Source organism: Rhodococcus sp. ACT016 (genome assembly GCF_050477185.1).
Classification (GTDB): domain Bacteria; phylum Actinomycetota; class Actinomycetes; order Mycobacteriales; family Mycobacteriaceae; genus Prescottella.
On the sequence record NZ_JBEAET010000001.1, the window covers coordinates 236022 to 249987 of the forward strand.

Annotated in this window: 11 protein-coding genes and 1 pseudogene; 10 read left to right on the forward strand and 2 right to left on the reverse strand. The window is 67.3% G+C overall.

Translation table 11 applies throughout. The features are described from left to right. Window positions 1–7: 7 nt before the first annotated feature. The 8 genes from ACQ5DX_RS01145 to ACQ5DX_RS01180 are packed head-to-tail and all read left to right on the forward strand — an operon-like array spanning window position 8 to window position 8528. Window positions 8–1183: an MCE family protein gene (locus tag ACQ5DX_RS01145; RefSeq protein ID WP_430330869.1), complete on the forward strand. Its 1176-nt coding sequence runs from the start codon at window positions 8–10 to the stop codon at window positions 1181–1183. Then, complete coding sequence (locus tag ACQ5DX_RS01150) at window positions 1183–2217, forward strand: MCE family protein (RefSeq protein WP_430330870.1); 1035 nt, start codon at window positions 1183–1185, stop codon at window positions 2215–2217. Before ACQ5DX_RS01145 ends, ACQ5DX_RS01150 begins: the two co-directional genes overlap by 1 nt. Continuing rightward, the gene (locus tag ACQ5DX_RS01155) at window positions 2204–3253 is read left to right on the forward strand and encodes an MCE family protein (protein WP_430330871.1); all 1050 of its coding nucleotides are present in this window, start codon (window positions 2204–2206) and stop codon (window positions 3251–3253) included. The genes ACQ5DX_RS01150 and ACQ5DX_RS01155 overlap by 14 nt, the downstream gene beginning before the upstream one ends. Further along, window positions 3253–4548: an MCE family protein gene (locus ACQ5DX_RS01160; RefSeq protein ID WP_430330872.1), complete on the forward strand. Its 1296-nt coding sequence runs from the start codon at window positions 3253–3255 to the stop codon at window positions 4546–4548. The genes ACQ5DX_RS01155 and ACQ5DX_RS01160 overlap by 1 nt, the downstream gene beginning before the upstream one ends. After that, complete coding sequence (locus tag ACQ5DX_RS01165; protein WP_430330873.1) at window positions 4545–5768, forward strand: MCE family protein; 1224 nt, start codon at window positions 4545–4547, stop codon at window positions 5766–5768. Before ACQ5DX_RS01160 ends, ACQ5DX_RS01165 begins: the two co-directional genes overlap by 4 nt. Then, window positions 5765–7183 (forward strand): MCE family protein, encoded by a 1419-nt coding sequence (locus ACQ5DX_RS01170; protein ID WP_430330874.1) that lies wholly within the window; start codon window positions 5765–5767, stop codon window positions 7181–7183. Before ACQ5DX_RS01165 ends, ACQ5DX_RS01170 begins: the two co-directional genes overlap by 4 nt. Continuing rightward, a complete protein-coding gene (locus tag ACQ5DX_RS01175; RefSeq protein ID WP_430330875.1) occupies window positions 7150–7956 on the forward strand; it encodes a hypothetical protein in 807 nt (268 codons plus the stop codon). Before ACQ5DX_RS01170 ends, ACQ5DX_RS01175 begins: the two co-directional genes overlap by 34 nt. A 32-nt stretch (window positions 7957–7988) precedes the next feature. Next, window positions 7989–8528, forward strand: coding sequence for a h domain protein (locus tag ACQ5DX_RS01180; RefSeq protein WP_430330876.1), 540 nt, complete (start codon window positions 7989–7991; stop codon window positions 8526–8528). 82 nt (window positions 8529–8610) lie between these two features. On the opposite strand, the gene ACQ5DX_RS01185 is transcribed toward ACQ5DX_RS01180, so the two are convergent. Next, window positions 8611–10140 (reverse strand): alpha,alpha-trehalose-phosphate synthase (UDP-forming), encoded by a 1530-nt coding sequence (locus ACQ5DX_RS01185; protein ID WP_430330877.1) that lies wholly within the window; start codon window positions 10138–10140, stop codon window positions 8611–8613. A gap of 31 nt (window positions 10141–10171) precedes the next feature. Next, a complete protein-coding gene (locus ACQ5DX_RS01190; protein WP_430330878.1) occupies window positions 10172–10345 on the reverse strand; it encodes a hypothetical protein in 174 nt (57 codons plus the stop codon). A 136-nt stretch (window positions 10346–10481) separates the two neighbouring features. On the opposite strand from ACQ5DX_RS01190, the gene ACQ5DX_RS01195 reads away from it, so the two are divergent. Next, entirely contained in the window at window positions 10482–12179 is a 1698-nt protein-coding gene (locus ACQ5DX_RS01195; protein WP_430330879.1) for an ABC transporter ATP-binding protein, read from the forward strand. Continuing rightward, window positions 12176–13924, forward strand: a pseudogene (locus tag ACQ5DX_RS01200) (ABC transporter ATP-binding protein); the annotation flags it as partial. The gene ACQ5DX_RS01195 and the pseudogene ACQ5DX_RS01200, both read left to right, overlap by 4 nt. Window positions 13925–13966: the final 42 nt, after the last annotated feature.

Genomic DNA, 13966 nt, shown 5'->3' on the forward strand with positions numbered 1-13966 from the left:
GGGAACGATGCCCGAAGCAAGGTGGAAGACGAAACTCGCTGCGGCCGTGATGGTGTTCGGCTTGGTGGCGATCGTCGTCGTGGCGTTGACGATGTTCGTCGGCGGCTTCACGAAGAGTGAGCCGGTGACGATCACTGTTGCGCGCGCAGGCCTCGTCATGGAGCCCGACGCCAAGGTCAAGCTCCGCGGTGTCGAAGTTGGCCGGGTGGCCTCCATCGACGAGGACAACGGTCAGGCGCGGATCGAGCTGAACATGGATCCGTCGCAGATGCACATGATCCCGTCCAACTCGACCGTCGAGATCAAGTCGACCACCGTGTTCGGTGCCAAGTACGTCAACTTCGTTGTGCCCGAGAACCCGTCGCCGAACTCGCTGCAGCCTGGCGCGGAGATCAGCGCCGACAGCGTGACAGTCGAGTTCAATACCCTCTTCCAGCACCTGTCCACGCTCCTGCAGCAGATCGAACCCGAGAAGCTGAACGCGACCCTCGGTGCGATCTCGTCGGCGCTGAACGGACGCGGCGACGAACTCGGCCAGCTGCTCGAGGACACTGACACGTACCTCAAGGCCGTCAATCCGGTGCTGCCGCAGCTACGGCAGGACCTCGACTCGGCCGCGACGGTGACCAACACGTACGCCGACGTCACGCCGGACCTGATGACGTTGCTCGGCAACCTGACCGCGACCAGCGGCAGCATCGTCGACGAGCGTGAGAACCTGCGGATGACGTTGGAGAACGTCACGGCGCTGGCGAACACCGGTAACCAGTTGCTCACCGACAACGAGGCGAACCTGACACGGGCACTCGAGCTCCTGGAGCCCACGACGGCCCTGCTCGCCGGGTACTCCCCGAGCATCTCCTGCCTGATCGTCGGGCTCAACAAGGCCCGTCCCATGGCGGAGCAGATCGAGGGCGGTGGCCAGGCCGGCTTCGCGATGAGCACGAACTTCCTGCCCGGACTCGAGCCGTACACGTACCCGAAGGATCTACCCAAGGTCAACGCCACCGGCGGACCGAACTGTTGGGGTCTGCCCAACTTCGACCCGAAGGTCAACGGCAACGCGCCGTTCGTGGTGGCCGACACCGGAAACGTGCCGTACGTGCCGGCGACAAAGACGGAGTTGAGCGTGCCGACCCTGTTCCAGTGGCTCTACGGCGTGCCGGCGGAGGGGCAGAAGTGATGCGTGCGACCACAGTCAAGTTCCTCGCATTCACCACCGTGATGGTGCTGATCTTCGCCGGTCTGGCGATCGTGTTCAGCCAGGCCCGATTCAGCAGTACCGACGGCTATCGCGCAGAGTTCACCAACGCGTCCGGCTTGAAGTCGGGAGAGAAGGTTCGAATCGCGGGTGTGCCCGTCGGCACGGTCAAGGGCGTCGAGGTCGGTTCCGACAACCTCGCGTACGTCAGCTTCAACGTGGACACGAAGTACCCTCTGCTGCAGAGCACCCGCGCAACCGTCCGCTACGAGAACCTCGTCGGCGACCGGTACCTCGAGCTTCTGGAAGGGGAAGGGTCGGCCGAGCCTCTCCCTGCCGGCAGCACGATTCCCGAATCGCAGACCGCGCCGGCTCTCGACCTGGACCTGCTGCTCGGCGGATTCAAACCGCTGCTCCGTGGGCTGAGTGCGGAACAGGTCAACGACCTGAGTAGTGCTCTGTTGCAGGTGTTCCAGGGGCAGGGCGATACCTTGGTGTCGTTGCTCGGCAGCACCAGCTCGTTCACGTCGACCCTCGCGGACCGGGACAAGCTGATCGGCGACGTCATCAACAACCTGAACACCACGCTGAAGACGATCAACGATAAGGGCGATCAGTTCTCGTCCACCATCGACAATCTCCAGCAGTTGGTCAGCGGACTGGCTCAGGACAAAGACCCGATCGGTGCGTCGATTCCGAAGATCGCCACGGCCACCGACGATCTCACGCATTTGTTGCAGGGCGTGCGCCCGGATCTGCAGTCGACGATTGCCGCAGCAGGCCAGCTTGCGACGAACCTGGACAACGGTCAGGACGACATCAACTGGGTCCTCGAGCGCCTACCGGAGGCTTACCAGAAACTGATCCGAACCGGCTCGTACGGCGCGTTCTTCCAGTTCTACACGTGCTCGGTGAAGTTCAAGTTCTCCGGCCCGGACGGGCAGGAGTTGCGAGTGGACCTGCCGACCACTCCGACACAGACGACGGGGAGGTGCGCGTTCAATGGCCAAGGGTGAGCGGAATCTTGTACGGATCGGCATCATCGGTGTGGCGGTCTCGGCATGCCTCGTCCTTGCCGGCCTGCAGTACGACCGGTTGCCGTTCCTGTTCGGCAACGTCCGTTACGAGGCGTTGTTCGAGGACGCCGGCGGCCTGATGCCGGGCGACTACGTCACCCTCGCGGGCGTGAACGTGGGCAAGGTCGAGAACATCGAACTCGACGGTGCCGATGTGCGGGTCACCTTCTCGGTGGGCGAGGACATCCGCCTCGGCGACAGCACGGGTGCCGATATCAAGACGAACACGATCCTCGGCCGCAAGTCACTGCAGGTGACATCGGAGGGGACCGACGTCATGAAGGTCGGCAGCACGATTCCGTTGGACCGCACCAACTCTCCGTACTCGCTCAACGATGCTCTCGGTGATCTGACGTCCACTGTCGCCGATCTCGACACGAACCAGCTCAACGACTCGCTCAATGCGGTGTCAGAGTCGCTGTCTGGCACTCCGCCCGAGTTGCGCGCGGCGCTCGACGGAGTCACCCGGCTGTCGCGGAGCATCAACTCGCGGGACGAGTCGCTCAAGGATCTGCTGGGCCGGGCCGAGGACGTGACGAAGATCCTCGCGGACCGCAGCGATCAGATCAACGCGCTGATCCTCGACGGCAATCAGCTGCTCGGCGAGCTCGATCGCCGCCGCAACGCGATCAGTGAACTGATCACGAACGTCTCCGCCGTCTCGCAACAGCTCACCGGCCTGGTTCGGGACAACGAGCAGCAGATGAAGCCGACGCTCGACAAGCTGAACTCGGTGGTGGCCAACCTGCAGAACAACAAGGACAACATCGGCAGGGCCCTCGAAGGGCTGGCGCCGTATGCGCGCTCGCTCGGCGAGGCCGTCGGCAGCGGCCCGTTCTTCATGGCGTACGTCGCGAACTTCAGCGTCGGTGCCATGACCCAGACGTTGGTCGACCAGTTGGTGTGGCCCGAGCACGTCCCGCAGGACCTCGCCCAGTTCCCGCCGTTGAAGACCGAGCTCAAGGATCCGAACTGATGAGCGACGAGCAGAAGCAGACGAACCCGAGGAAGCGGTGGATGCTCGTAGGCGGTGCCGTCGTCATTGCCCTCGCTGTCATTGCTGCAGGTGTGGTCTTCCTGTTCCCAGGACTGGGGAAGACCACCATCACCGCCCAGTTCCCGTCCACCACGGGCCTGTACGCCGGCGATGACGTTCGAGTGCTCGGTGTGAAGGTCGGCACGATCCAGAGCATCGACCCGAACGGTGCTGGTGCCACGGTGGTCATGAATGTCGACCGCTCCGTCGACATTCCGGCCGACGCGAAGGCCGTGATCATGGCTCCCAGCCTGGTCGCGGCACGGTTCGTCCAGCTGACCCCGGTGTATACGGGCGGCGACACGATGTCCGACGGCGCCGAGATTCCGTCCGAGCGCACAGCGGTTCCGGTGGAGTGGGACGAGATCAAGACCGAGCTGACGAAGCTGTCGGATGCGCTCGGCCCGCAGGGCGGCGCTGACCAGGGTTCGTTGGGTAACTTCATCGACACCGTCGGTGACAACCTCGACGGCAACGGCGATGCACTACGCAAGACCCTGCGCGAACTGTCGGACACGATGAAGACGTTGTCGGACGGCCGAACCGACCTGTTCGGGACCGTCCGCAACCTGCAGGTGTTCGTCTCCGCATTGTCCGCCAGCAACCAGCAGATCGTGCAGTTCGGCGGTCGACTCCATTCGGTGTCATCGCTACTCGCGGACACCAGCGACGAACTCGGCACGGCTCTGCAGGATCTCGACGTTGCGGTCGGTGACGTGAACCGGTTCGTCACCGAGAACAGCTCGGCGCTCACCGAACAGGTCGGCAGGCTCGCGGACGCGACGTCCGTACTGGTCGACAAGCGTCCGCAGCTCGAGCAGGTGCTCCATGTCGCGCCGACCGCGTTGGCGAACTTCAACAACATCTACAGCCCCAAACAGGGCTCGCTGAACGGTGTGCTCGCCGCGAGTAACGCGAGGAACCCGATCAACATGGTGTGTGGACTGATCGAGGGCCTCGACACCAACGATTCGGACCGATCGGCAGACCTCTGTGCCCAGTTCCTCGGACCGGTCCTGAACTCGATCACCACGAACTACCCGGGTATCCTGACCCGCCCGGCGACCACCCAGAGCGCTACGCCGGACCAGATCGTGTACAGCCCGCCGAGTCTGGCCGGCGAGGTGCCTGCTCGGACGGCACCGCAAACCGTCTCCGCGCCGCTCTTGATGATGCCGAACGTGTCGGTGCCGAAGGACCTCGGGGCGTTGCTCAATCCCGGAGGTGGACGATGATCCAGCGTCGTAAGCGCACCCGAGTGTTGGCTGCGTCCGCCGTTGCCGTGACGCTGTCGCTGACCGTGACCGGCTGCGAGTGGAACGGGCTGAACTCGGTTCCGTTGCCCGGCACCGAGGGCAAGGGTGAGGGCGCCTACACCGTCGAGATCGCGATGCCCAATGTGACTACGCTGTCGCAGAATTCGCCCGTGCGGGTCAACGACGTCACGGTCGGCGCAGTCACCGGTATCGAGGTCGAGGATTGGCATGCCCTCGTGACAGTGTCGCTGAACGGCGACGTGCATCTGCCCGCGAACGCGACCGCGAAGATCGGGCAGACCAGCCTGCTCGGTTCCCAGCATCTCGAACTGGCACCACCAGTCGGGGTGGCCCCAGTGGGCACCCTGAAGGATGGCGACGTGATCCCGCTCGAGCGGGCGGGAGCCTATCCGACCACCGAGCAGACGCTGTCGTCGCTGTCTGTGGTGCTCAACGGCGGCGGTCTGGCCCAGATCAACGACATCACGCGAGAGCTGAACGCTGCCCTCGGTGGACGTGAGGACTCGATCCGAGACCTGCTGCCGCAGCTCGACCAGTTGGTCGGCAGCCTCGACGAGCAACGCGGCGAGATCATCTCCGCGATGGAGGGCATCGACCGGCTCGCCGGAACCGTGAACAAGCAGACCGACACGCTGACCCAGGCGCTGGACAGCATTCCTCCAGCGCTCGAGGTATTGGTGGGGCAGCGCCAGAACCTGACCAATGCCCTGGTGGCGCTGGGCAATTTCAGCGAGACCGCGACCCGGGTGATCAACGAGACCGGCGACGCACTCGAGGCGAATCTGGCCTCACTGTCGCCGCTGTTGGCTCAGCTGGCCAGCACCGGTAACAACCTGACCCAGGTGCTGTCGCTGATGCTGACCTTCCCGTTCACGATGAAATACATGGACCAGGTGTTCCAGGGCGACTATGCGAACCTGAACATGATGATCGACCTGACCAACGAGCGTCTGACCAGCAATTTCATCGACAAGACGGGCCTTGGTCCGACGCTCGGCGGCGTCGAGGGTGCGCTGGGAACCTTGGCCGGCACGGCCGGTCAGGCCCACGATCCGCTCCAGATTCCCGACCCGAAGAAGCCCGACCTGATTCAGCCCGTTCCGAAGCCTGCAACGAGCAATAACGCTCCGCCGCTGCAGATTCCTGGCCTTCCGCAACTAGGAGTGCCGACGCCATGATGCTCTCGAAGTTCGTCCGCGTCCAGTTGGTGATCTTCTCGATCCTGACTGTCATCGGACTGGTCGTGATGGCCACCCAGTACGTGCGTCTGCCCGCGCTGTTCGGAATCGGGCAGTATCGGGTGACCGTGGAGCTACCGTCGACCGGCGGCCTGTACACCAACGCCAACGTCGCGTTCCGTGGCACCAACGTCGGCAAGGTCCAGGACGTCGTCCTCACCGAGAACGGCGTCGACGCGACGCTGTCGATCAGCAAGGACTACGACATCCCTGCGGACGTGGACGCGGCGGTCAAGAGCGTGTCGGCGATCGGTGAGCAGTACGTGGATCTGATCCCGCGCACCGACTCCGCGCCGTATCTCGCGAACGGGGACGTGATCCCGGAGGACCGCACGAGCGTGCCGCAGGACGTCGGCGCGATGCTCGACCAGGCTGACTCGTTGGTCAAGAGCATCTCGAACACCAAGCTGCGTATGGTCGTCGACGAGTCGTTCAAGGCGTTCAACGGTGCCGGCCCGGACCTGCAACGGCTGATCGACTCGGCGCGCCTGTTCATCCAGGAGGCCAACAACAACGTCGACGCCACCAAGACACTCATCGAACAGGCCGAGGGACTCCTCGACACCCAGGTCGTCACGAGTGACGACATTCGTTCCTGGACGAAGGATCTGGTGACGTTCTCGAACCAGTTGCGCGCCAGCGACCCTCAGATTCGCGATCTGCTCGAGAAGTCGCCCGACGCGGCGGCCCAGGCCAACACGCTGTTCCAGCAGCTTCAGCCGACTCTGCCGCTGCTGCTTGCGAACCTCGTGAGCGTCGGCGAGGTCACCACGATCTACCACAAGAGCATCGAGCAGGTGCTGGTGATCTATCCGCCCCTGGTCGCGGGTCTATTGACTACCGCCATGCTCGGGCCGATCGAGGATGGTGCGATTGTGAACTTCGCTCTCCAGGTGAACGATCCGCCGCCGTGCACCACCGGCTTCCTTCCGGCAGACGAGTGGCGCTCGCCCAACGAGACGTCGATTCCGCCCACCCCGTCGGATCTCTTCTGCAAAGTGGCTCAGGACGACCCCACCACCGTTCGAGGCGCGCGCAACTACCCGTGCATGGAGTTCCCGGGCAAGCGGGCAGCCTCTCCCGCGGAGTGCCGTAGCCCTGAGGGTTACGTTCCGCTCGGCAACAACCCGCCCAGTGGGCCGCCGCAGGATCCGTCTGTACCCTCGTACACGACAGCCCCGGCGAGCTTCGACGGGAACGCGAATGTGCCTGCCACAGCGCGTCCCTACGACCCGACGACGGGCAAGTACACCGGCCCCGACGGCAAGTTGTACTCGCAGCCCGGGCTGGCGTCGGGTGGAACACCGAGGGAGGACACGACGTGGCAGACGATGATGACACGTCAGCAGGGCTGACGCTCGACGCGCCGAAGCGTTCGGTTCGTCGGCGGGCCAGCCGCAGTGCCGGGCCGGCGAGCGGGCCGATCCCGTCGAAGCCGGTTGACGATGCCGGCAAGGCGGACTCGCACGACGTGACGCAGACGGTGATAGCGACCGCCGCACCGACACCGACCGCCGCGTCGACGTCGGCGAAGCAACCGTCCGCGGCGGTCGCGACCGCCGAGCCGATTGCGGTGGAGCCGCGGGCGGCCGATCAGCCGCCCGCCGAGTCGGACTCGGCCGCTCCGGATTCGGTTGCACCGCGCGGACGCCGCGGGCTGCTCGCCGTCATCGCGGCGGGGATTGTCGTCGTCGCTCTCGTGGCCACCGGCGGGTGGCTGTTGTACGAGAAGAACGCGGCCAGTGAGCGCGATGCCCAGCGAAATGCCTTCGAGCAGACCGCTCGTCAAACCGTGCTGAACTTGACGACGATCAAGCCGGACACCGCGAAGGAAGACGTGGAAAGGATCCTCGCCGGGGCGAGTGGCGAGTTCAAGTCCGAGTTCGACGGCCGCGAGGACCCCTTCGTCAGTGTGGTGAAGGAGGCCGGTGTGACCACCGTCGGAAAGATCCTCGAGTCGGGGATCGAGAGCGAGAACGGCAACACCGCCAAGGTGCTCGTCGCCGCACGCGCGGACGTCAGTACGCCCGACGGAACACAGAACGGCCCGAGGGATTTCCGCATGCGGGTGACGGTCACCGACGACGGTGGCTCCATGTCGGCGTCGAAGGTGGAGTTCGTGCCGTGACCGAGAATCGTGCTGACAGTGAGGGTCGTGACATGAGCGTCGAAACCGACGCGACGGAGAAGCCGGCACCGACTGCGGCTTCCACGGGTGCACGGCAGACGAAGATGCTCGCCGCAGTCGCCGGTGTGCTGGTGCTCGCGCTGGTGATCGGCGTCGGATGGCTCGGCTGGGGATACCTCCAGGACCGTGCTACGGAACAGGCCCGGACCGACGCGGTGCAGGCGGCGAGCGCGCAGGCGGCCACGATGTTGTCCTACAACTACAACGACGTGGACCAGCAGCTGGCCGCCGCGGCGGACGGCCTGACTGGGGAGTTCAAGGCGGACTACGACAAACTGGTGCAGGAGACCATCGCGCCGGGCGCGAAGGAGAAGAAGCTCACCGTCGAGGCCACCGTGCAGGCCGGGTCGATCGTCTCCGCGACCCCGGACGACGCGGTGGTGCTGCTGTTCGTCAACCAGGTCACGACCAGCGCCGACATGCCGGACGCCGCGACCACCGGCAGCCGGGTACGGATGGAGATGCACAAGGACGGCGATCGCTGGCTGACCGGGCGACTGACTCCCGTGTAGCGGTCGGCGACCGTCGGCTGAGCGACCGAGACGAAATGGGCTCCCGCGCAATGCGGGAGCCCATTTCGTCGTTCGGCTGTGGTTACTCGGCGAACTCGCTGTCGGGCGGCAGGAGTGCCGATCCCGCGACACCCTGCTGGTCGAGCGCGTCGAGGAAGGAGCGGGCCCAGCGGTCGACGTCGTGCGCGAGTACCTGACGGCGCAGGGCGCGCATGTGGCGTCGGCCGTCCTCGCGATCCTGCTCGAGCGCCGCCTCCATCTTGTCCTTGACGTCGTCGAGGTCGTGCGGGTTGCACAGGAAGGCTTGACGGAGTTCGGCTGCCGCGCCGGTGAATTCGCTCAGCAGCAGCGCGCCGCCGAGATCGCTGCGGCAGGCCACGTACTCCTTGGCGACGAGGTTCATGCCGTCGCGCAGCGGAGTCACGAGCATGACGTCGGAGGCGACGAAGAACGCGATCAGTTCGTCTCGTCCGATGGGGCGGTGGATGTAGTGCACCACCGGCCGGCCAACCTCGGCGTACTCGCCGTTGATGCGGCTGACGGTCTGCTCGATGGCGCCGCGCATCTGGACGTAGCTCTCGACGCGCTCCCGGCTCGGGGTGGCCAGCTGGACCATCACGGTGTCGGCGGGATCGACGCGGCCCTCCTCGAGGAGCTCGTAAAGCGCGTCGAGGCGGACGTCGATGCCCTTGGTGTAGTCGAGGCGGTCGACGCCCAGCATGATGCGTTTGGGGTTGCCGAGTTCCTTGCGAATCTGCTTGGCGCGGTCGCGGATCGACTTGCGGCGCGACATCTCGTCGAGCTTGCCGGAGTCGATGGAGATGGGGAACGCGCCGACTCGGACGGTGCGGAACCCGACCTGCACGACACCGAGCTTGGAGCGGACGCCGACGGTGCCGCGGGAGGTCTGCTGTCCGGCGAGGCGGCGGGCGAGGTACATGAAGTTCTGTGCGCCGCCGGGCAGGTGGAAGCCGATGAGGTCGGCGCCAAGGAGCCCCTCGACGATCTCGCGCCGCCACGGCATCTGCATGAACAGCTCGACCGGCGGGAACGGGATGTGCAGGAAGAAGCCGATGGTGAGATCGGGGCGCAGCATCCGCAGCATCTTCGGTACCAGCTGCAGCTGGTAGTCCTGGATCCAGACGGTGGCGCCCTCGGCGGCGGCCTTGGATGTGGCTTCGGCGAATCGACGATTCACCTCGACGTACGCATTCCACCACTCGCGCCGGTACTCCGGCTTGACGATCACGTCGTGGTAGAGCGGCCACAGGGTGGCGTTGGAGAAGCCCTCGTAGTAGTCGGCGACCTCCTGCGCGCTCAGCGGCACGGGGTAGAGGTCGAGGCCGTCCTCGACGATCGGGTCGAGGTCGACGTCGGGGACTCCGGGCCAGCCCACCCATGCGCCCTTGTTGTTGCGCAGGATCGGCTCGAGAGCGGTGACGAGCCCGCCGGGGCTACGCTTCCAGCGGGTCGTGCCGTCCGGCAACTTCTCGAGATCGACAGGTAATCGGTTCGCGACGACGACGAAGTTGGAGCCGGGCTGAAGGGCGGCGTCGGATTCCGCGCCCGCCGCGCCCTCGGAACTCGTCGATGATCCCGAGCGCGCAGCCACGGATCGCCTTACCTTTCCCTGTTGTCGTTCGTCAGTCGAGCTTGGTGGCAGGGCCGATGCCGAGCATCGAGAGCAGCATCCGGCATTCGTCGGCGTCGGTGGCGTACGCGGCGACGACACGCTGAGCCTGCCGGGCGGTCTCGTCGGCTACGGGCTCGAGGTCCTCGTCCGCGATGTCGTTCTCGGTGGTCGTCTTCGCGGCCATCTTGTTCCTTCCAGGCTTGCTCTACTACAGGCGCAGGTAGTTCTTACTGCGACTCTATGAGAACCGCCCCGGTGAGCGCCACTCACCTTCCAGTTAGGGTCTACTTACCTAACTGGATTCGAGGGCTGGAGGATCGATGACCGGTGGTATCGCGGTTCTGCGGCGGACACTCGCACGCAATCGCGCGCGTCTGTTCGCGGGCACCGTCCTGGTGAGCCTGCACCAGGTCGCGGAGACCGCGGTACCGATCGCGATCGGCGTCATCGTCGACCGGGCGATCGAGACCGGCGACGTCACGGCGCTCGTGGTGTGGATGGCGGCGTTGGCCGTTCTGTTCGTGGCGCTGACGTCGTCGTGGCGGATCGGCGCGCGGTTCATCGTGGCCGCGGTCCAGCAGGAGGCGCACCGCCTCCGCGTCGAGGTCGCTGGCCGGATCCTCGATCCGCGCGGCGTCCGCACCGAACTGCGCGCGGGTGAGCTGCTGACGGTCTCGACGTCGGACGCCGACAAGGAGGCATGGATCCTCGACGTCGTGCCGCGGGTCGCCGCCGCGCTGACCGCGATGATCGCGTCGGCGATCGCGCTGCTGTGGATCGACGTCCCGCTTGGCCTGGCGGTGCTGATCGGTACGCCCGTCATGCTCGGGCTCCTGCAACTCGCCGCTCCGCTGATCACCCGTCGGGCGACGGCCCAGCAGGAGACGTCGGCGCGGGCTTCGGGGATGGCGACCGATTTGGTGAGCGGGTTGCGTCCGCTGCGCGGCATCGGCGCGGAGGAGGCGGCGGCACAGCGCTACCGCGACGTCAGCCGCGAGGCGCTCGCCGCGACGATGCGGGCCGCGAAGGCGACGGGCGTGTTCGTCGGGGTGTCGATGACGGTGAGCGCGCTGCTCGCGGTCTCGGTCGCCGGGTTCGCGGGCTGGTTCGCGCTCGACGGCCGGATCTCGGTGGGCGAGCTCATCACGGTCGTGGGTCTGTCGCAGTTCATCGTGGAACCGCTCGGCATGCTCGCGCGGGTCCCGGGCTTCTACGCGAACGCGCGCGCGTCGGCGGACCGGCTCGCGCTCGTGCTCGACGCGGAGCCGCTGTTGCCGGAGGGGACGGCGGCGCCGTCGGGCACGCACGACGTGGAGCTGCGCGCGGTCGCGTACCGGTCGCTCGACGACGTCAGTCTCACCGTGGCGCCGGGCGAGTTGCTGGGGGTCGTCGCCTACCGGCCGGAGGACGCCGAGGCGCTGGCCGAGGCGCTGTCCGGACAGGTGCCGCCCGATCGGTATGGGGGAGAGGTCCGGATCGGCGGGGTCGATGCGGCCGCGCTGGGGCTCACGCACGCGCGTCGCACGGTCCTGGTGGAGCCGCACCACACCGATCTGTTCGCCGGGACCGTCCACTCCAACGTCACCGCCGGTGCCCCCGACGCGGACCATGGGGCGGTGCAACGGGTGCTGACGGCGTCGGCCGCCGTGGACGTCGTCGATGCGCACCCGGCGGGTCTCGACCACGAGGTGACCGACCGCGGGGCGAGCCTGTCCGGCGGGCAGCGTCAGCGCGTCGCGCTCGCCCGCGCGCTGGCCGCGCAGGCACCCGTGATGGTGCTGCACGACCCGACCACGGCCGTCGACGCGGTCACCGAGCACGCGATCGCCGAGGGCATCGCCTCGGCGCGCCACGGTGACGGGCGCGCCCATTCGACCGTGCTCATCACCAGCAGCCCGGCGCTGCTGGCCGCGACGGATCGCGTCGTCGTCCTCGCCGACGGCCGGGTCGTCGCCGAGGGCACCCACGCCGCGCTGTCCGCCGCCGACGCGGCCTACCGGAAGGCGGTGCTGCGATGAGCGCGCCCCAGGAACGCCTGCTTCCCATCGCGTCGGCGTCGGAGAGTTGGCGCTGGCTCGGAAGGGAACTGGGGCAGCGCAAGGGGCTGACCGCGTCGACGCTCGTCGTCGGGACGGTCGCGGCCGCGGCCGCGGTGGTCCCGGTGTACGTCTTCGGGGTGCTCGTCGACCGGGTGCGCGCGGGCGCACCCGCGTCGACGATCGTCGGTGTCGTCGCGGTCATCACGGTCGCCGCGCTCGTCGCCGGCGCGCTGACGGGACTCGGTTCGTACCTCATCGCGCGACTGGGTGAGGGCACGCTCGCCGGGCTGCGCGAGCGGGTGGTGGCGCGGGCGCTGCGGCTGCCGATCCCGACGATCGAACGAGTCGGCAAGGGAGACTTGCTCTCCCGCGTAGGCGACGACGTCTCGGTGATCGGCAAGGCCGTCGCCGACGTCGTTCCGAGCCTGATCTCCGCGCTGTTGCTCGTGGTGCTGAGCATGGCGGCGATGGTCGGCATCGACTGGCGCCTGGGCCTGGCCGGGATGGTCGCGCTGCCGATGTACGCGCTCGCGTTGAAGTGGTACCTGCCGCGGTCGGGCCCGGTGTACGCGCAGGAGCGGGTTGCGATGGGGCGCCGGTCGCAGGCCCTGATCAGCAGCATGCAAGGGGTGCGGACGGTCCGTGCGTACGGACTCGAGGACCGGCACCTCGCCGACATCGACCGGGCGTCGGCGGACGCACGAGGTCTCGCGGTCGGGGTGTTCGGGTTGTTCACGCGGTTCGCCGGACGCGGGAACCGGGCCGAATTCGTCGGTCTCGCCGTGATTCTCGCCGTCGGTTTCGCGCTCGTGGACGCCGACGCGGTGACCGTCGGTCAGACGACCGCCGCCGCGCTGCTGTTCCACCGCCTCTTCAATCCGATCGGCACGCTGCTGTACACGTTCGACGAGGTGCAGTCCGCGGGTGCGAGCCTCGCCCGGTTGGTGGGTGTGCTCGACATCCCCGAGACCGGCGACACCGGCACGCGCCGCGAACCTGCCGACGGGTCGCTCGAGCTGGAGGACCTGCGGCACAGCTACGACGGCGGTCACGAGGTGCTGCACGGCGTGAGCCTGCACCTCGAGCCCGGGGAGCGGGTGGCGCTCGTCGGATCGACGGGCGCCGGCAAGTCGACGCTGGCGGCGCTCACGGCGGGGTCGCTGCCGCCGACGTCCGGGACGGTCCGCATCGGCGGTGTGCCGCTCGCCGAGCTGGGCGCGCACGAGCTGCGCCGGCACGTCGCAATCGTCAGCCAGGAGGTCCACGTGTTCGCCGGACCGCTCGTCGAGGATCTGCGGTTGGCGCGCCCGGATGCCACGGTCGACGAGATCACCTCGGCGCTCGACACGGTCGGCGCGCTGTCGTGGGCGCGGAGCCTCGACCACGGACTCGACACCGTCGTCGGCGAGGGTGGTCACGCGCTGACGGCCGCGCAGGCGCAGGAACTGGCGCTGGCTCGACTCGTCCTGGCGGACCCGACCGTCGCGATCCTCGACGAGGCCACCGCGGAGGCCGGCAGTGCCGGTGCCCGCGAACTCGAGCGGGCCGCGGACGCCGCCACCCGGGGCCGGACAACACTGGTCGTCGCGCACCGGCTCACGCAGGCCGCGGCCACCGATCGGGTCGTAGTGCTCGAGCACGGGCGGATCGTCGAGCAGGGCACGCCCGCCGAGTTGGTCGCCGCGGGTGGGCGCTTCGCCCAGCTGTGGGCGGCGTGGGAGGGGCCGACCACCGGTCACCCGGCTGACCGACCTTCCCGGACATCA